Source organism: Streptomyces sp. DH24 (assembly GCF_029813775.1).
In the GTDB taxonomy this organism is placed as follows: Bacteria; Actinomycetota; Actinomycetes; order Streptomycetales; family Streptomycetaceae; genus Streptomyces.
The window spans coordinates 108077-125804 of sequence record NZ_JARVKW010000015.1 but is presented as its reverse complement, the minus strand read 5'-3'; the positions used below and the strand labels follow the sequence as shown (position 1 = coordinate 125804).

At 72.7% G+C, this 17728-nt stretch carries 17 protein-coding genes; 7 read left to right on the top strand and 10 right to left on the bottom strand.

Annotation, left to right across the window (positions count from 1 at the left end; translation table 11 throughout):
• Nucleotides 1-43: 43 nt before the first annotated feature.
• From QC282_RS14905 to zapE, 5 genes are all read right to left on the bottom strand, one after another.
• On the bottom strand, nucleotides 44-1426 hold the full coding sequence (locus tag QC282_RS14905) for a PhoX family protein (RefSeq protein ID WP_279549829.1): 1383 nt from the start codon (nucleotides 1424-1426) through the stop codon (nucleotides 44-46).
• Nucleotides 1427-1515: 89 nt separating this feature from the next.
• Nucleotides 1516-2316 carry a slipin family protein gene (locus QC282_RS14900; RefSeq protein ID WP_279549828.1) on the bottom strand — a complete coding sequence of 267 codons (801 nt, stop codon included), beginning with the start codon at nucleotides 2314-2316 and terminating at the stop codon, nucleotides 1516-1518.
• Nucleotides 2317-2442: 126 nt separating this feature from the next.
• A complete protein-coding gene (locus QC282_RS14895) occupies nucleotides 2443-3918 on the bottom strand; it encodes a SulP family inorganic anion transporter (protein ID WP_279549827.1) in 1476 nt (491 codons plus the stop codon).
• A gap of 8 nt (nucleotides 3919-3926) precedes the next feature.
• Nucleotides 3927-4508 (bottom strand): carbonic anhydrase, encoded by a 582-nt coding sequence (locus QC282_RS14890; protein ID WP_279549826.1) that lies wholly within the window; start codon nucleotides 4506-4508, stop codon nucleotides 3927-3929.
• A gap of 392 nt (nucleotides 4509-4900) precedes the next feature.
• On the bottom strand, nucleotides 4901-6010 hold the full coding sequence (zapE, locus tag QC282_RS14885) for a cell division protein ZapE (protein ID WP_279549825.1): 1110 nt from the start codon (nucleotides 6008-6010) through the stop codon (nucleotides 4901-4903).
• Between the two features lie 36 nt (nucleotides 6011-6046).
• Between zapE and QC282_RS14880 the strand changes: the two genes are divergently transcribed.
• From QC282_RS14880 to msrB, 4 genes are all read left to right on the top strand, one after another.
• Nucleotides 6047-6865, top strand: a complete 819-nt coding sequence (locus tag QC282_RS14880; protein ID WP_279549823.1) for a pyrimidine reductase family protein — start codon at nucleotides 6047-6049, stop codon at nucleotides 6863-6865.
• Nucleotides 6866-7135: 270 nt separating this feature from the next.
• Nucleotides 7136-7591, top strand: a complete 456-nt coding sequence (locus QC282_RS14875) for an indole-3-glycerol phosphate synthase (protein ID WP_279549862.1) — start codon at nucleotides 7136-7138, stop codon at nucleotides 7589-7591.
• 108 nt (nucleotides 7592-7699) lie between these two features.
• Entirely contained in the window at nucleotides 7700-9088 is a 1389-nt protein-coding gene (murC, locus tag QC282_RS14870) for a UDP-N-acetylmuramate--L-alanine ligase (RefSeq protein ID WP_279549822.1), read from the top strand.
• Nucleotides 9089-9101: 13 nt separating this feature from the next.
• On the top strand, nucleotides 9102-9509 hold the full coding sequence (msrB, locus tag QC282_RS14865; protein ID WP_279549821.1) for a peptide-methionine (R)-S-oxide reductase MsrB: 408 nt from the start codon (nucleotides 9102-9104) through the stop codon (nucleotides 9507-9509).
• Nucleotides 9510-9516: 7 nt separating this feature from the next.
• Here msrB and QC282_RS14860 read toward each other — a convergent pair whose 3' ends face one another.
• Nucleotides 9517-10521, bottom strand: a complete 1005-nt coding sequence (locus QC282_RS14860; protein WP_279549861.1) for a lysylphosphatidylglycerol synthase transmembrane domain-containing protein — start codon at nucleotides 10519-10521, stop codon at nucleotides 9517-9519.
• A gap of 625 nt (nucleotides 10522-11146) precedes the next feature.
• The gene (locus tag QC282_RS14855) at nucleotides 11147-13132 is read right to left on the bottom strand and encodes an AAA family ATPase (RefSeq protein WP_279549820.1); all 1986 of its coding nucleotides are present in this window, start codon (nucleotides 13130-13132) and stop codon (nucleotides 11147-11149) included.
• 293 nt (nucleotides 13133-13425) lie between these two features.
• On the opposite strand from QC282_RS14855, the gene mscL reads away from it, so the two are divergent.
• Nucleotides 13426-13902, top strand: coding sequence for a large conductance mechanosensitive channel protein MscL (gene mscL, locus QC282_RS14850; RefSeq protein ID WP_279549819.1), 477 nt, complete (start codon nucleotides 13426-13428; stop codon nucleotides 13900-13902).
• Nucleotides 13903-13998: 96 nt separating this feature from the next.
• On the opposite strand, the gene QC282_RS14845 is transcribed toward mscL, so the two are convergent.
• Nucleotides 13999-14757, bottom strand: coding sequence for a DUF2071 domain-containing protein (locus QC282_RS14845; protein ID WP_279549818.1), 759 nt, complete (start codon nucleotides 14755-14757; stop codon nucleotides 13999-14001).
• Nucleotides 14758-14859: 102 nt separating this feature from the next.
• Between QC282_RS14845 and QC282_RS14840 the strand changes: the two genes are divergently transcribed.
• Both QC282_RS14840 and QC282_RS14835 read left to right on the top strand, forming a co-directional pair.
• On the top strand, nucleotides 14860-15090 hold the full coding sequence (locus tag QC282_RS14840) for a hypothetical protein (protein ID WP_279549817.1): 231 nt from the start codon (nucleotides 14860-14862) through the stop codon (nucleotides 15088-15090).
• Nucleotides 15091-15309: 219 nt separating this feature from the next.
• Nucleotides 15310-15786: a CBS domain-containing protein gene (locus QC282_RS14835; RefSeq protein ID WP_279549816.1), complete on the top strand. Its 477-nt coding sequence runs from the start codon at nucleotides 15310-15312 to the stop codon at nucleotides 15784-15786.
• A 36-nt stretch (nucleotides 15787-15822) separates the two neighbouring features.
• Here QC282_RS14835 and QC282_RS14830 read toward each other — a convergent pair whose 3' ends face one another.
• Both QC282_RS14830 and QC282_RS14825 read right to left on the bottom strand, forming a co-directional pair.
• Nucleotides 15823-17121, bottom strand: a complete 1299-nt coding sequence (locus QC282_RS14830) for an ArsB/NhaD family transporter (RefSeq protein WP_279549815.1) — start codon at nucleotides 17119-17121, stop codon at nucleotides 15823-15825.
• A 163-nt stretch (nucleotides 17122-17284) separates the two neighbouring features.
• Nucleotides 17285-17689, bottom strand: coding sequence for a hypothetical protein (locus tag QC282_RS14825; RefSeq protein ID WP_279549814.1), 405 nt, complete (start codon nucleotides 17687-17689; stop codon nucleotides 17285-17287).
• Nucleotides 17690-17728 lie beyond the last annotated feature (39 nt).

The following is a 17728-nucleotide window of genomic DNA, read 5'->3' as shown; positions in this document are numbered from 1 at the left end:
CCGGGCGGCCCGGGGAACCGCGCGGCTCCCCGGGCGCGGGCGCCTACCTGCGCCAGGGTCCCGTCACGGCGAACGTCGTCCCGGGCGCGTAGCAGTTGACGTACATCGTCTCCCCGTCGGGGGAGAAGGTGACGCCGGCGAACTCGCCCCACTCCGGTTCCTCGGGGGTGCCGATGTTCTGCCGGCCGCGGGCCATCGCGTAGACCTCGCCCTTCCGGGTCACGCCGTAGACGTGCTGGGCGCCGTTGCCGTCCTCGCAGACCATGAGGCCGCCGCTCGGGGCGAGGCAGATGTTGTCCGGCGACTCGCCGGGCAGCTGCACGTCCGTGTCCGGGCCGAAGACGATCACGAGCGTGAGGCGGCGGTGGTCCGGGTCGTACCGCCAGATCTGGCCGTAGTGGTCCCCGGCCGAGCCCTCCGCGCTGCGCGCGAACGACGACACGAAGTACACGCACCGCCCGCCCCAGTAGCAGCCCTCCAGCTTCTGCGCGTGGGTGATGCCCTTCGGGCCGAAGTCCTGGAGCCGGATGGGCGTTTCGGCGGCCATCGGGTCCGGTACGTCCACCCACTCGACGCCGTCGAAGCAGGCGCCCGTCTCCTGGACCGACGACAGGTCGGGCACGCCCGGCACCCGCATGGCCTGGAGCCGGCCGCCCGCGCGCAGCGAGCCGAGCCCGCCGAGCGGCTTCTCGGGCAGGAAGCGGTAGAACAGGCCGAACGGCCGCTGGAAGGCGTCCTCGGTCTCGTAGACCACCCCGCGCTTGGGGTCGACGGCGATCGCCTCGTGCTGGAAGCGGCCCATCGCGGTGAGCGGGACGGCCCCGGTGCGGTGCGGGTCGACCGGGTCGACCTCGAAGATGAAGCCGTGGTCCTTGGCGTAGCCGGCGGTGCCCGCCTTGTCCTCGGTCTCCTCGCAGGTCAGCCAGGTGCCCCACGGGGTGGGTCCGCCCGCGCAGTTGACGGCCGTACCGGCGATGGCGACCCGTTCGGACAGGACGCGGCCGCGGGAGTCCAGGGTCAGCGCCGTACAGCCGCCCTTGCCCGCAGGGTCGTAGGTGAGGCCCTCGACGGTCGGGACGGGGAGTTTCGCGGTGGCGCGGTTCTCGTGGTTGCGGACCAGGTGCACGCGGCCGTGTCTGCCGGCGAAGGCGGACATGCCGTCGTGGTTGGAAGGGACGGGGCCCTCACCGGAACGCAGCGGTTCTCCCTCGCGGGACAGCACCCGGTAGCGGAAACCTTCCGGCAGATCGAGCAGGCCCTTGGGGTCGGGGACGAGCGGACCGTACCCGGTGTGGCCGAGGTTCTGCGCGGCGGCGGTGCCCGCGAAGAGTTCGGACAGGGCTCCGGTGAACGCGATGCCCGCTCCCAGGGCACCGGTGCGTGTGAGCACCTGACGTCGGGTCGCGGAACGGCCGTTTTCGGACATGGCGGAACCTTCCTGCTGGCGGACAGGAACTGTGACCCGCTGTGTCTATCACCTGCGACTCCCGGCCGGAACCACGTGACGATCACGTGTCACTGCTCGACCCGGTTCACGACGGTCTGCTCCGGCGGCGTCTGCTGCGCCCGTTCCAGGAATCGCAGCAGTTCCACCGGGAACGGCAGCACCAGCGTGGAGTTCTTCTCCGCCGCCACCGCCACCACGGTCTGCAGCAACCGGAGTTGGAGCGCGGAAGGGGTGTCGGCCATCTGCTGGGCCGCCTCGGCGAGCTTCCTCGACGCCTGCAACTCGGCGTCGGCGTTGATGATCCGGGCCCGCCGCTCCCGGTCGGCCTCGGCCTGCCGCGCCATCGAGCGCTTCATCGTGTCCGGCAGCGACACGTCCTTGATCTCGACGCGGTCGATCTGCACGCCCCAGCCCACCGCCGGGCTGTCGATCATCAGCTCCAGCCCTTGGTTGAGCTTCTCGCGGTTGGACAGCAGATCGTCCAGGTCGCTCTTGCCGATGATGGACCGCAGCGACGTCTGCGCCATCTGCGAGACCGCGAAGCGGTAGTCCTCGACGTTGACGACCGCGGCCGCCGCGTCCACGACCTTGAAGTACACGACCGCGTCCACGCGCACCGTGACGTTGTCGCGGGTGATGCCCTCCTGGGCCGGCACGGGCATCGTCACGATCTGCAGGTTGACCTTCCGCAGCCGGTCCACGCCGGGCACGATCAGGGTGAACCCGGGCCCGCGCACACGGCCGTGCAGCCGCCCGAGCCGGAAGACCACCCCGCGCTCGTACTGCTTGACGATCCGCGCCGCCGCCGCGACGTACGCCACACCGGCGGCACCGGTCGCGGCGAGCGCCGCCAGCAGTTCCTGGAGCATGACGGCCTCCTTGTCGAGAGGTCCGCTGGGCAGCGCGCCCGGGCCTGCCGGGTGCGCCTTCTGCCACGATATGCCCGATGTCCGGTCCGGGGCCATGCTCGTGCCCCGGACCGGACAGGCACCGTCCTACCCGGCCCTCACCCGGCCCTCACCCGCCGTCAGCCGCACCGGGTCGGTGCCGGCCGCGCTGTGCCGCTCGGCCCAGCTCTCCAGCGCCGTACGGCAGGCGTGGTCGAGGTGGTGCAGCCCGGACAGGTCCAGCTCGATCGGCCGGTCCTGCGGGAGCGCCTCCAGGCCGTCGAGTATCTTCGGCAGCCGCAGGAAGGTCGCGTTGCCCGACAGGTACACCTGGATCGGGCCGGCGCCCTTGTCTATGACCTCCGTCTTCAGGTGCGAGGCCTCCCAGGCGGTCTTGACCACGGACAGGGCCAGACCGATCAGGACGCCCTCGAACATGTTCACCACGACGATCGACACCGCGGTGGCCACGAGGATCAGAGCCTCACCGCGGTGCCCCCGCCACAGCGTCACCAGGCCGCGGAACGGGATCAGCTTCCAGCCCGCGTGGACCAGGATGCCGGCGAGCGCGGGCAGCGGGATCAGCGCCAGCGCGGCCGGCAGCAGCGCCGCGAACAGCAGCAGCCACACGCCGTGCAGAACGCGGGACGCCTTGGTCTTCGCGCCCGCGTGGACGTTCGCGGAGCTGCGCACGATGACCGCGGTCATGGGCAGCGCGCCCAGCAGCCCGCACACCGTGTTGCCGGCGCCCTGGGCCATCAGCTCCTTGTCGTACTGGGTGCGCGGACCGTCGTGCAGCCGGTCCACGGCGGCGGCGCTGAACAGGCTCTCCGCCGAGGCGATCAGGGTGAACGCCAGGACCGTGCCGAGCACGCCCACCCCGGCCAGCTCGCCGAAGGCCGAGGCGTCCGGCACCTGGACGGCGTCGAGCAGGCCCTGCACCTCCACGGTCGCGACCGGCAGCCCGAACGCGAGCGTGGCCAGCGTGGCGAGGACGACGGCGGCGAGGGCGCCCGGCACCGTCCGCACCTTCTCCGGCAGCCGCTTCCAGAGCACCATCACCGCGACGGTGCCCGCACCGACGGCGAGCGAGGTGAGCGCCCGGGTGCTGCCGAGGGCGTCGACGGCGGCTCCCGGCAGCCCGAGGATCTTGTCGACGCCGGAGGCGGGCGCCTTCAGCCCGGCCGCCGCATACAGCTGGCCCGCGATGATGACGAGACCGATTCCGGCCAGCATGCCCTCGACGACCGACAGGGATATCGCCCGGAACCAGCGGCCCATCCCCAGCGCACCCATGCCGAGCTGGAGCAGCCCGGCCGCCAGGACGATCACGCCGAGCACCGGCAGTCCGAACTCGGTCACGGCCTCGAAGACCAGTACGGTCATGCCGGCCGCGGGACCGGACACCTGCAGGCTGCTGCCCGGCAGCAGACCGGTGACGATGCCGCCCACGATGCCGGTGACCAGGCCCAGTTCGGCCGGGACACCGGAGGCGACGGCGACGCCCACGCACAGCGGCACGGCGACCAGGAACACGACGAGCGAGGCGGCGAAGTCCTCCCGCAGATGAGGGAACTTGTTCATCACGTCCCTCACAGCGCCTCGAACTTGCCGGTGTCGGCGCGGTGTTCGCGCACGGCACCGGTGTGCACCTCGTAGTACCAGCCGTGCAGCCTCAGCCGGCCGTCCGTCAGGCGCCGCTCGATGCAGGGGTAGGAGCGCAGCCGCAGCAGCTGCGCGAGGACGTGGCTCTGCACGGCGTCGGCGACCGTCGGGTCGGCCGTGTCGACTCCGTCCGGCGCGTCGGCGGCGTGCGCCAGCCAGTCGCGCACGGCCGGGACGGCGTCCAGGTCGTCGCCGCGCACCAGCGCGCCGACGGCACCGCAGTGCGAGTGACCGCACACCACGATGTCCTGTACGCCGAGGACCTCGACCGCGTACTCGATGGTGGCCGCCTCGCCGGTGGGGCGCCCGGAGGCGTACGGCGGGACGATGTTGCCCGCGGTGCGCAGCTCGAAGAGCTCGCCGGGCCGGGCGCCCGTGATCAGGGCCGGTACGACCCTTGAGTCGGAACACGTGATGAACAGGACGTCGGGGGACTGACCCTCGGCGAGTTTGGCGAACTCCTCAGGGCGCTGTCCGAACGTACGGGCGTTGTCGATGAGGGGTTGCATCTGTGGGTGATTCCTCCTGGCGCGCCGTCAGGGGCGCGTCGGACTGGCACGACTGAGGTGAGGGGCCCGCTCCGACTCGGCTAAGCCTTGGCCTTTACGTGACGCGCTGTATACGCGAATGCGAACACCAGGGAAAAGCCGCGAACACTCGAACGCGCCCCCATTGAGCGGGTATCACCTCTAGTGCGTGCCAACGAACGGTCAATGGATGGTCAAGAATCACGTTAGCCCTGCAAAGCCCTTTGCTGTGTTAACTCCGCGTTTCAAGCGAAAGAGAGCGTGAAAAGCGCGGTTGGGTTGGCGCGAACCCGCTCTTGATCTTGGAGCGGGTGATCAGGTAAAGGGGTGTCAGCTTGTCCGGGCGAGAGGTGCCGGCGCGTGCGGAGCCCGGCTCAGTCGCGCGGTTCGACCAGTGACTTGGCGTCGCGGGCCAGGGCGGTGAGCCGCGAGATCGCGCGGAAGTACTTCTTCCGGTAGCCGCCCTTCAGCATCTCCTCGCTGAACAGCCGGTCGAAGGGCAGCCCCGAGGCCAGCACCGGCACCTCACGGTCGTAGAGCCGGTCCGCGAGGACGACGAGCCGCAGCGCGGTCGACTGGTCCGGCACCGGGCGCACGTCCGTCAGGCACACCGCCCGCACGCCGTCGGTCAGCGCGCCGTACCGGCTCGGGTGGACGCGCGCCAGATGGTCCAGCAGGCTCGGGAAGTCGTCGAGCGAGGCACCCTCGGTGGCGTGCGCCGCCTTCGTCACCCGGTCGGCCGAGTACGGTGCCGGCGCCTCGGGCAGGCCCCGGTGGCGGTAGTCCTCGCCGTCGATGCGCAGCGCGCGGAAGTGGGCGGACAGGCCCTGGATCTCACGCAGGAAGTCGGCCGCCGCGAACCGGCCCTCGCCGAGCTTGCCCGGCAGCGTGTTGGAGGTGGCGGCGAGCGCGACGCCCGCGTCCACGAGCTTGCCGAGCAGTGTGGAGACGAGCACGGTGTCGCCCGGGTCGTCGAGCTCGAACTCGTCGATGCACAGCAGGCGGTGACCCGACAATGTCTGCACCGTCTGCTGGAAGCCCAGGGCGCCGACCAGGTTCGTCAGCTCCACGAAGGTGCCGAACGCCTTCAGCGCGGGCTCGGCCGGCGTGGCGTGCCACAGGGAGGCCAGCAGGTGGGTCTTGCCGACGCCGTAGCCGCCGTCCAGGTAGACACCGCGCGGGCCCGCCGGGGTCTTGGGCGCCCTGGACCTGCCGAAGCCGAAGAAGCCCCGGCGGCCGGCGCCGGAGGCGTGCGCCCCGCCGAGCCCGGCCGCGAAGTCCTCCAGCACCCGGACGGCCTCGGACTGGCTGGGCTGGTTCGGGTCCGGGAGGTACGTGCCGAACCGCACGCCGTCGAAGCGCGGCGGCGGCACCATCTCGGCCACGAGCCGGTCCGCGGGGACGCGCGGCTCGCGGGCGCACAGCGACAGCGGGGACGCGTCGGCCATTGGACTGGGCCCGGAGGCGGCGGTGGAGGAGGACACGATTGCTCATCGTAGTCGCCGTGCCAGACTGCACGAATGCGACGTCTGTTCCCTGTGACCGACCAGACAGCGGCCCCCACCCCGGGTGAGGCGGCCGGAGACCGTGCTCCCGGCGCCGCGGGCGAGCGCGAGTGGAGCCTCGCCGAGCTGGCCGCCGCCTACGCCTATCCCGAGCGGGGACCGGGCCGCCGGGAGCCCTGGCTGCGCGCCAACATGGTCTCCACGCTCGACGGCGCCGCCCAGCACGACGGCCGCTCGCAGCCCATCTCCAGCGCGACCGACATGCGGATCTTCGGCACGCTGCGGGCGCTGGCGGACGTCGTGGTCGTCGGCGCCGAAACGGTACGCCAGGAGGGCTACCGCCCGGCACGCGCGCGTGCCGAGTTCGCGGCCATGAGGGAGGCGGCCGGGCAGGGTCCCGCGCCCGCGATCGCGGTGGTCACCGCCGGTCTGGAGCTGGACTTCACGCTGCCGCTGTTCACCTCGCCCCTGGTCCCCACGCTGATCCTGACCGGCGCCGCGGCGGCCCCCGACCGGATCGCCGCCGCCGAGAAGGCCGGCGCCAAGGTCGTGATCTGCGGCGACGGCGTCGGGGTGGACCCGGTGCGCGTCGTGCAGGCCCTCGCCGAGCTGGGCCACACCCGGCTGCTGACCGAGGGCGGCCCGCGGCTGCTGGGCCAGCTGGTGGCCTCCGGTGTGCTCGACGAGCTGTGCCTGACCATCGCCCCGATGCTCACCGCGGGGGGCGCGCAGCGGATCGCTGGCGGGCCATCGGTACCGGTTCCGGAGCGTTTTGCGCTGGATTCTCTGCTGGAGGAGGACGGATTCCTCTTCAGCCGCTACCGGCGGCCCTGAGCGTGACTCTCCTGTAGGGGGCCTGTGAGGGACTGGTGCCCGAGCCTGCGGGTACATGTCGTGGTCGGATGCGGGTTCGACCGGTACCACCCGTCCGCAAAACTGCGGAATCTACCGTTCCGCTTAGCGTCCGGCGGGCACACTGAGTCCGGCAAGACCCGTGCGATCACGGGGCAGGATGGTTTCCGCAGGGCCTGTCTCGGCCTACGGAGGATTGAGGGCATGGGGCCCTCGAAGGAGAAGGGGCGCCTGGTGTTCACAAGCGTTTTGATGATCGAGAAGGCCCTGACGTCCGCCGATGTGGAGTTCGTCACCACGCTGCACGGGGACGAGCCCGTCTCCTTCCACGTGCTGCTCCAGCCGCGCGGCGAACAGGCCGACCGGCTGCTGAGGGCCATCGACGACGTCGCGCTCGGCGAACTCGACGAGGCCGTCCGGGAGGGCGAGACGCCCGAGGGCGAGGCGGCGCTGAGCACGGGCCGGCGGGCCCTGGAGGTCTCCCTCGCCGCCCTGCGCGCGTCCGGCAGCGACGCCGAGGGACAACTGGTCGACGACCATCCCCTCGACGCGCTGAAGACCATGGTCGAGGAGGTCGACGCCGACGAGGTGATCGTGCTGACCGACCCGCACTACGTGGAGGAGTTCTTCCACCGCGACTGGGCGTCCCGGGCCCGCCACAAGGTGGGCGTACCGGTGCTGAAACTGTTCTCGCACAGCAAGGCATAGGCTTGGGCGGCGCCCACCGCACGGGTCCTCCCGGCGTGGGCGCGCCGTCCGCCGCGGCGGACGGACCACCACCCGTACCACCCGTCGCACCACTGGGGAGAAACGCGCATGGCACCCGGCCTTCCTACCGCCATGGACCGACCGCACTTCATCGGCATCGGCGGCGCCGGAATGTCGGGCATCGCGAAGATCCTCGCGCAGCGCGGCGCCGAGGTGGCCGGCAGTGACGCCAAGGACTCCGCGACCGCCGAGGCGCTGCGCGCGCTGGGCGCCACCGTGCACATCGGGCACGCCGCGGAGCACCTGGCGTCCGACGCCACCTGCGTCGTCGTCTCCTCCGCGATCCGCGCGGACAACCCCGAACTGGCGCGCGCCGCCGAGCTGGGCATCCCCGTCGTCCACCGCTCGGACGCGCTGGCCCGCCTGATGGACGGCCTGCGCCCGATCGCCGTCGCCGGCACCCACGGCAAGACGACCACCACGTCGATGCTGGCCGTGTCGCTGTCCGAGCTCGGCCTGAACCCGTCGTACGCCATCGGCGGCGACCTGGACGCGCCCGGCTCCAACGCGCTGCACGGCGCGGGCGACATCTTCGTCGCCGAGGCCGACGAGTCCGACCGCAGCTTCCACAAGTACGCCCCCGAGGTCGCGATCGTCCTCAACGTCGAGCTCGACCACCACGCCAACTACGCGTCGATGGAGGAGATCTACGAGTCCTTCGAGACGTTCGCCGGGAAGATCGTGCCCGGCGGCACGCTGGTGATCACCGCCGACCACGAGGGCGCGCGCGAGCTGACCCGCCGTCTCGCGGGCACCGTGAAGACGGTGACGTACGGCGAGTCGCCGGACGCCGACGTCCGCGTCCTGTCCGTCGTCCCGCAGGGCCTCAGCAGCGAGGTGACCGTCGACCTGGACGGCACCCGCCTCACCTTCACCGTCTCCGTCCCCGGCCGCCACTACGCGCACAACGCGGTCGCCGCCCTCGCCGCGGGCGCCGCGCTCGGCATCCCGGCCGCCGAACTGGCCCCGGCGCTCGCCGCGTACACCGGCGTCAAGCGCCGCCTCCAGCTCAAGGGCGAGGCCGCGGGCGTCCAGGTGATCGATTCCTACGCGCACCACCCGACCGAGATGACCGCGGACCTGGAGGCGATGCGCGCGGCGGCCGGCGACTCGCGGATCCTGGTCGTCTTCCAGCCGCACCTGTTCTCCCGCACCCAGGAACTCGGCAAGGAGATGGGCCAGGCCCTGGCCCTCGCGGACGCCTCCGTCGTCCTCGACATCTACCCGGCCCGCGAGGACCCGATCCCCGGCATCACCAGCGACCTGATCATCGAGGCGGCCCGGGCGGCGGGCGCCGACGTGACCCCCGTGCACGACAAGGCGGAGGTCCCGTCCGTGATCGCAGGAATGACCAAGCCCGGCGATCTCGTTATCACCATGGGCGCGGGCGACGTCACGGACCTCGGCCCGCACATCCTGGACCGTCTGACGAACTGAGGGGCTGAGACGCATGCCGTACGACGTCGAGAAACCGGACGAGCAGTGGCGCGCGGAGCTGAGCCCGGCCGAGTACGCCGTGCTGCGCCAGGCCGGCACCGAGCCCGCGTTCACCGGTGAGTACACGGACACCAAGACCACGGGCGTCTACTCGTGCCGCGCCTGCGGCGCCGAACTGTTCACGTCCGACACGAAGTTCGAGTCCCACTGCGGCTGGCCGTCCTTCTTCGACCCGAAGGACACCGACGCGGTCGAACTCCTGGAGGACCGCTCCCACGGCATGGTCCGCACCGAGGTCCGCTGCGCCCGCTGCGGCTCCCACCTGGGGCACGTCTTCAAGGGCGAGGGCTACCCGACGCCGACGGACCAGCGCTACTGCATCAACTCCATCTCCCTGCGGCTGACACCGGCCGACTCCTGAGCAACGCCTAGAGCAGCTTCCTCCGGACGAGCAGGGAGAACACCAGCGCGCCGGGCAGCAGAGGCACCCACACGGTCAGCACGCGGTACCCGACGACGGTCGCCGTGGCCGCGGCCAACGGGGCGCCGAACGCGACCATGGTGAACACCAGCGCCGCGTCCACGGGGCCGATGCCGCCCGGCGCCGGCACGGCCCCGACCGCCGTACTGGCGACCAGCAGCGCGAGCACGACCTGCGCCCAGGACAGCGGCAGCCCCAGCGAGAAGCCGACGCAGGCGATCACGGTGCCCTGCTGAACCGGCGTGACCGCCGCCCCGCCCCACAGTGCGAGAACACGGCTGGGCATGGTGTGCAGCCGCCGCGCGTCGGCGAGGGCGGTCCCCAGGAACCCGCCCACGGACCGTCGCAGCCCCGGCACGGCAACGAGCACCAGGCAAGCAACCCCGGCCCCGGCCCCCACGCCGGCGCCGACAAGGACAAGCGTCCCCCGCTCGGGAAGAAACGCGAACTCCCCGGCCCGCAGCACACCGGGGAACGCCACCAGGAAGGCAACCAGCACGAACACCTTCGCGACCGGCCTGACCAGGGAGTACAGGGCGAGTGACGAGGTGGCCCGGGCCAGCGGAATCCCCTGGCGCACGAGAAACCGCAGGGTCACGGCGTGGGCGCCGATACTCGCCGGCAGCACATGGTTGGCGGCCCCGGCGGCGAACTGCGACGCGAGCAGCGCCCCCGCCGGCAGCCTCTCCGGCAGGGCACCCTGCCGGACGCAGGCGGCGGCGACCCAGCCGAGGCAGGTGAACAGCGCCGCGCACAGCAGCCACCAGGGATCGGCCGCCGCGACCTGCGCGGCACCGTCCCGGACGGTACGCCAGTCGACGGCGGCCCATCCCGCGACGAGCGCCAGCGGCAGCAGCACGGGAACGTGACGGAGCGAGCGGCGGGAGGCGACCACGAGGCGACCGGCGGCGGGGAGGGGCCGGGCGATTCCGTCGAGCGGCAACAGGGACACGGCGACGCAGTCCTTCCACGTCACGTCCGGTACTTCGGGGGCGGACGCACGCATGGGGAGGCGGGGGAGGGGGGACGGTACGAAACGTCCCCCCTGGGCGTGACGGGCCGGTGACCAGAAGCCGACGGGGCGCGGAGGAATGGGCGACGGCGCGTCGGGGCTGCCACCCGCTGCCCGCCACCCGCAGTCGCCCGCGCGGGATGGGCCACCGGGCGGCAGTCGCGTACGGCGGGAAGGGGACGTGTCGGGGGGTGTCCGCCCGCAGCGGTTGGCGCGTCAACGCGTGGGACTTCTGTGGCCGACCGATTCCGCGCCGTTCCGAGGACGGACACCCCCCGGCGCGGCCCCGACCCACCCACCGGCACAAGGCGCGACGCAAGCCATCCACCGACCCCGCACAGGCCGCCGCAGGCACCCCCACCCACCGGCCCGCAGCTCACCAAGGCACCGCACTCACCACGGCCCGCAGCTCACCATGGCACCGCACTCACCAAGGCACCGCACTCACCACGGCCCGCACCTCACCAACGCACCGCACCGACCACGGCCCGCACCTCACCAACGCACCGCACCGACCGCCGGCCCCCACCTCACCGACGCACCGCACCGACCGCCGGCCCCCACCTCACCCACGCACCGCCCCCGCCGTAGCCGGCGGAGCCGATGCCTGCACCCGGGGCAGAGGGACCGGGCGGAGATGGAACAGAGGGAACCGGGCCTCGGCGCCGCACTCGATGTCCGCGACCAGCTCACGCAGGGCCGCGGCGCCGTACGGAGCCGGCAGCGCGGGGTCCAGCGTCGCCAGCGCACGCCGGGCGCGGCGCCAGGCACGGCCGCCATGCCCCGCCCGGTGATCGACGAACGCACACGCGTAACGCGCGACGAGACAGGCCCACAGGTCCTGCCGGATCCCCGGATGCCGCAGCGCACGCCGGGCAGTGCGCCGGGCCGCGCCGGGCGCGAACGCCGCCTGGGCGACCGCGCGGGCGGCCAGGCTGAGCGCGGGCGTAGGACCGCCCGGGGCATGCGGCGGGATCGTTTCCGCCGCCTCCTGGAAGTGCTCCGCGGCAGACCGCACGTCACCGAGGTGCAGCGCCAGCACGCCCTGCACATGCGCGACACGCCCGACCGTCGCGTCGTCGCCCGCCAGCACCGCCGCCTGCCACGCCCGCCCCAGCAGCGTGCGCGCGCCCCGCGGGTCCCCGGCCACGGCCAGCCACGCCGCCAGCCACAGCCCCCGGACGACGAGCGGATCGTCGGAGTCGCACAGCGGCAGCAACCGCAGCAGATAGCCGCGGCCCTGCTCACCCCGGTCGTACACGGCCCACCAGAACCACAGGCCGACGACCACGTCGAGCGCCGCCTCCGCGTGCTCGGGGTGCTGCAGCGCGTACTCCACCATCGCGGTGACGTCGTCCAGTTCGTCCAGGACGAGACGCACGGCCTGCGACTGGCAGCCGGTGCTCCACAGGCTCTCGGCGACGGACGCCACACGCCGGCAATGGACCATCAGCCGCTCCAGGGCCACCGGCGACTCCCCGGCGTCCCGCAGCCGTTCGGCACCGAAGTCGCGGGCCGCCCGGCGCATCCGGTAGCGGGGCTGCCGTACGCCTCCGGGGTCGCCGATCCGTTCCAGCACCCCGATCGCCGCGAGCCGCGCCAGCGCCCCGGGCACGTCGTGCGGTGCCACGCCCCCGCCGGCGCACAGGAACACGGCGGTCCCCTCGGTGAAGGACCCGGCGAACGAGCTCGCCCGTCCCCACACGACCCGCAGCGTGCGGTCGCACAGCACGTAACTCGCGCCGACCGCGTCCCGCAGCGACCGGTGGCGGCGCAGCGGCGCGTGCAGGGAGGCCAGCCAGCACTGGTGGCGGCGCAGCAGCCGGGCCAGCTCGGCCGGCCGGTGCCGGTCCAGCTGCGCGGCGGCGAGCTCGATCGCCAGTGGCACGCCCTCCAGGGCTTCGCAGATCTCGGTCACCGCGTCCAGCTCGGCGCCCTCGGCGCGGAACCCGTCGACCAGCGCCCGCGCGAGGAACAACTCCACGGCGGGCCCGTGCTCGCCCCGCTCCGCTCCGCTCTCGCCCGCACCCGGCCGCACGCTCAGCGGCGGCACCCGCAGCACCCGTTCGTCACCGAGCCCGAGAGGCCGGCGGGCCGTCACCAGGACCCGCAGGTCGGGCACCGTCATCAGCAGGCGCTGCACCAGCCCGACGCACTCCCCGTGCACCGGATCGACGTCGTCCACGAACAGCAGGTTCCGCACCCCGGGCAGGCCACGGACCACCGTGTCGACGCCGGCCGAGTCCCGCCGCGGCCGTACCCCGGACACCGACCGGACGACCGCGGCGGCCAGCGCGCCGGGCGCCGCCCGTCCCCGGCCCTGCCAGTGCACCCGCACGACGTGCTGCCAGGGCGCGTCCCGCGTCGTGGCCACGGCGGCGTCGGCCAGCCGGCTCTTGCCCACTCCGGCCGGACCGGTCACCGTCACCAGACGGTGTTTCCGGAGCAGTTCGCGCAGGGTTTCCGTCTCCGGGTCCCGGCCGACGAGGCGGCCGGGAGCTTCCCCGCTGGACGCCGACAGGACCTCGGGGCCGCCGATGCGTGTCCACACTGTCGTTGGTCTCCGTACGTCTTCGGACTTCGGCTGAGTATGCAGAACCGTCACTGCTGCGGCGCCACGGGAACCCCAACGGGGCGTCCGGGGGCCGGGTGGCGCCGTCGCGCACGAGACCACTCACGCCGAGGAACGCGGGGACGCCCATTCGATATCTGGTTGGCGGCAATTATGGAGGTTCGATGTCAAGTAGCTCGATCGAGGTACCGAGTTGGACGGACCGTCACTGCGGTGGCGTAGGTTGCGCAGCTGATTGTTGTGCTACCTGAACATAAGGAGAGAGGCTCCCAGTGAGTGACAAGAAGGAGCCGGGCGTTCTGGATGGCTTCAAGGCCTTCCTGATGCGTGGGAACGTGGTCGACCTGGCGGTGGCGGTGGTCATCGGTGCCGCCTTCACCAACATCGTCAACTCGGTGGTCAAGGGCGTCATCAACCCGCTCGTCGGCGCCATCGGGACGCAGAACCTCGACAGCTACAGCTCGTGTCTGAAGGGCCCCTGTGAGAAGGCGGCCGACGGCACGGTCTCCAGTGGCGTCATGATCCTTTGGGGTTCGGTCCTCGGCGCCACGCTCAGCTTCGTGATCACCGCTGCGGTGGTGTACTTCCTGATGGTCCTGCCGATGTCGAAGTACCTGGCTCGCGCGGAGGCCCGCCGGAAGGAGAAGGAGGGCGCGCAGGAGGTCCTGGAGGTGACCGAGCTGCAGGTCCTCAAGGAGATCCGCGACACCCTCGTCGCCCAACGCGGCCAGGGCGGCGCCCGCGAATGACGGCCCGGCCCCGCGCCGGGTGCCGGGGGACGTCCCCGAGGCCCGGCGCCGGGCGTCCGGCGGCGCCCCCGCGGCCCGTGGCCGGGACCTGGCGCCCTACCGGCGCCCGCCCGGCCGGTCCGGCCCCCGCGACACCCGGAGCGGTGTCCCGAACCGGGCCGTGACCCCGGGCGAGTACAGCACGCTGACCGGCGGTCCCGGCACGGGCGGCAGTCCGGCCGCCGGGATCAGACCGTCGTCGAGGCGGAGCAGCTCCGCCCGGTGCAGGGGCCACGGCTCGTGGTCGTTGGGCAGGTACAGGGTGCGGCCGTGCCAGGCCACGTGCAGTCCCCACCGGCCGGTCAGGAACCGTTCCAGCGGTGTGGGTTCCGCGACGCGCGGCCCGGTCCGGACCTCGGCCCGGCTGGCAGGCCCCCCGCTCCCGCGCCGCCGGCACGCGTACGTGATGACGTCGCCCCGCCGGCGCAGCCGCATCGCCGCCCAGTGGTACGGCAGCCGCACCCCGAGCCGTCCGGCCAGCACGGGAAGCAGCCGGGCGGCGTCCATGGACAGGAAGAACGCCCCGCGCCTGCCCTCGTCGTCCACCGAGTACAGCCGTACGTTCGTCTCGCAGAAGGTGCCCAGATACGGCACGACCGGCCCGCTCGCCAGGCGGGTGCGGCGCACCACGAAGGGGACCAGCCCGACGTACGTCACCCCGTCCAGGGTGTCGGGGCGGGTGCCGGCCGGCAGCAGGGCAGCCACCGCCGCCGGGTCCGCCGGCCAGTGCAGGAACGTCAGCTCGTGCCAGCCCTGCACGAGGGCGGGGTGCCGTACGGGCCGCGGCGCGGACAGGGTGATCGGCTCGGCCTCCATGGCCGTGTTCTAGCACGGAGCGCGCCGTTCCGGAGGGGGCGCGGGAACCCGGAAGGCCCACGCGGGGCTGCGTTCCGGGCGCCGGACGGGCATGGTGGTGGCATGGAGCGACGCCCCCCTGTTGTCGTGTTCCCGCCCACGCCGGACGGCGGGCGGCGGGTGACGGTCCGCGACGAGGAGGCGGGCACCGCGTACGGCCTGTTCGACGTGCTGGAGATCCTGCACGGCGCCGGGCTGCCCGCCGTCGACACGGCCGTGGACGACCCCGAGCTGATCGACTGGCGCGGCGGCGGCCCGTACGACTGGAACGACGGTTCGACGGGCACCCGCTGAACCGGAGCCTCGACCGCCGCGGGCCGGGTCCGGCCACTCCCGCGGGTTCGCCCGCGTCCGGGGACGGGGACGCGCGGTGGCGCGCACCGGCCGCCGACCCCCACCCCGGGGCGTATGTTCCCGTCAGTGGCACGGCCCGCGCCCCGTCGGCGTACGAGGCTGGTCACCTGACGTCCGCAGCCGGCCTCCGGCTGCCGTGGAGCTGACGAGGAGTCCGTCGTGCGCGCTCGGGATCTGGCGGTCGAATACGAGACGGTGAGCGTCGACAGCGACGCCCTGGAGGCGGCCCGGCTGATGGCCGAACACAAACTGCCCGGGCTGCTGGTGCTGGACGAGCGCGGCGAGCCGAAGGCGATCCTGCCGGCCTCCCAGATGGTCAAGGTGCTGGTCCCGGCCTACGTCATCGAGGACCCCACCCTCGCGGCGGTCGTCGACGAGCCGCACGCCGACCGGCTCTGCCAGGCCCTGGCCGGCCGCCGCGTGGGGGAGTGCCTGTCCGGTCAGCCGACGAAGCCGCCGATCGCCGAGCCCGACGACACCGCGCTGGAGGTGGCGGCGCTGATGGCACGGGTGCGCAGCCCGCTGGTGGCCGTGGCGGAGCGGGCGAAGGACGGCACGCACCTGCTCGGCGTGATCACCGCCTCCCACCTGCTGCACGCACTGCTCAGTGCCGCCGGGGAGGTACGGCGCGACTGACCGCGGGCCGCCCCGCGCGTCCGGCCGGGCCGGCGCTCAGGCCAGCGCGAAGTACCGCAGCCAGACGTAGCCCAGCGCCAGCAGCACCGTGACGGCCGTGACGATCAGGCCGTACTTGGTGAACTGCCAGAAGGAGATCGGCTGCCGGTTGCGCTCGGCGATGCCCAGCACCACGACGTTGGCGCTGGCGCCGATCGCCGTGGCGTTGCCGCCCAGGTCGGCGCCGAGCGCCAGGGCCCACCACATCACGTGGTCGGTGCCGCCGCCCATGCCCTCGACGAGGTCGCTGGTGATGGGTGCCATGGTGGCGACGTACGGGATGTTGTCGACGATGCCGGACAGCACGGCGGACGCGCTCAGCAGGAGCATCGAGCCGCCGAACTCGTTGTCGCCGATCAGGTCGGCCAGGGCCTTGGAGACCTCGCCGATCACGCCGGTCTCGATGAGGCCGCCGATCATGATGAACAGGCCGGCGAAGAACGCCAGCGTCGGCCACTCCACCTCTCCGAGGACCTCACCGGTCTGCGCCTTCGAGACGGTGATCAGCAGCCCCGCGCCGAGCAGGGCGACGACGCTGGGCTCGTAGTGCAGCACCGGGTGCAGCACGAACCCGGCCACCACCAGGGCCAGGACCACCAGGCCCTGGACCAGCATGCGGGGGTCCTTGATGGCCTCCCGCTCCTCCAGCGCCATGATCTCGGCGGCGCGGTCCTCGTCGTAGACGAAGGACTTGCGGAACATCACCCGGCACAGCGCGACGAGGACGATCAGCAGGACGCCCACCAGGGGGGCCAGGTGGACCAGGAAATCGTTGAAGGTCAGTCCGGCCCGGCTGGCGATGATGATGTTGGGCGGGTCGCCGACCAGGGTCGCGGTGCCGCCGACGTTCGACGCCATGACCTCCGCGATGAGGAACGGCGCGGCCGGCAGCGCCAGGCGCTCGCACACCAGCAGCGTCACCGGGGCGATCAGCAGCACCGTGGTCACGTTGTCCAGCAGCGCCGAGGCCACCGCCGTGATCACGACCAGCATGGCCATCACCCGGAACGGCTTGGCGCGGGCCCGCTTCACCGACCAGATGGCCAGGTACTCGAACATGCCGGTCCGCTTCAGCACGCCGACGATCATCATCATGCCGAGCAGCAGGAAGATGACGTTCCAGTCGACGCCGCTGTGTTCCGAGTAGAAGGCCGACTTGTCGTCGGTGGCACCGAGCGCCAGCATCAGAGCGGCGCCACCGAGGGCGACGGCCACGCGGTGGATCTTCTCGCTGATGATCAGGGCGTACGCACCGACGAAGACGACGAGGGCGGCCCAGCTGTGCCAGTCGTTCACGATCCTCCGCTGCGGGGTTGCTCCGGTCGGCACCCCGTGCGCGACTGCCGGTCGGAGAAGAGACCTGTCCCTTGCTCGCCGACCAGCCTTCCCGGCACACCGCCGGGAACCTTACCCGTTCCTGACACGACGGTGACAGCACGCCTTCGGCCAGCGGCCCCGGTCAGCGGCCCGGCGTCGTGCGGTGGTGTGCGCCGCGCGCGTGCAGGAGCCGCGCGAGGACCGTGCCGAGCGCGGCGGCGACGAGCAGCACGGCGAACCGGGCGGCGTCGGGATGCCCGTCCCAGCTGAGCCGGCCACGCGGGGCCACCGCGAAGTTGTTGAGGAACATCCAGCAGACGATCGCGATGCCCGGTGCCGCCTGGAACCGGGCGGGCAGCCCCAGCACGACCGCGAGCATGCTCAGCGCGACGAGCGCCACCGACGAACTGGCCAGCCCGCCCGCGACGCCCAGCACCGTCACCAGCAGCAGGGAACCGACGAACGCGGCGGCCCACACGAACGGCGTCGCCACCGGCTCGGGAACGGGCCGCGCCACGGCACCCCGCAGCAGCCGCCACCGCACCATCCCCGCTCCTTCCGCCGTCCGGCTCCCCCCACGGGCGCC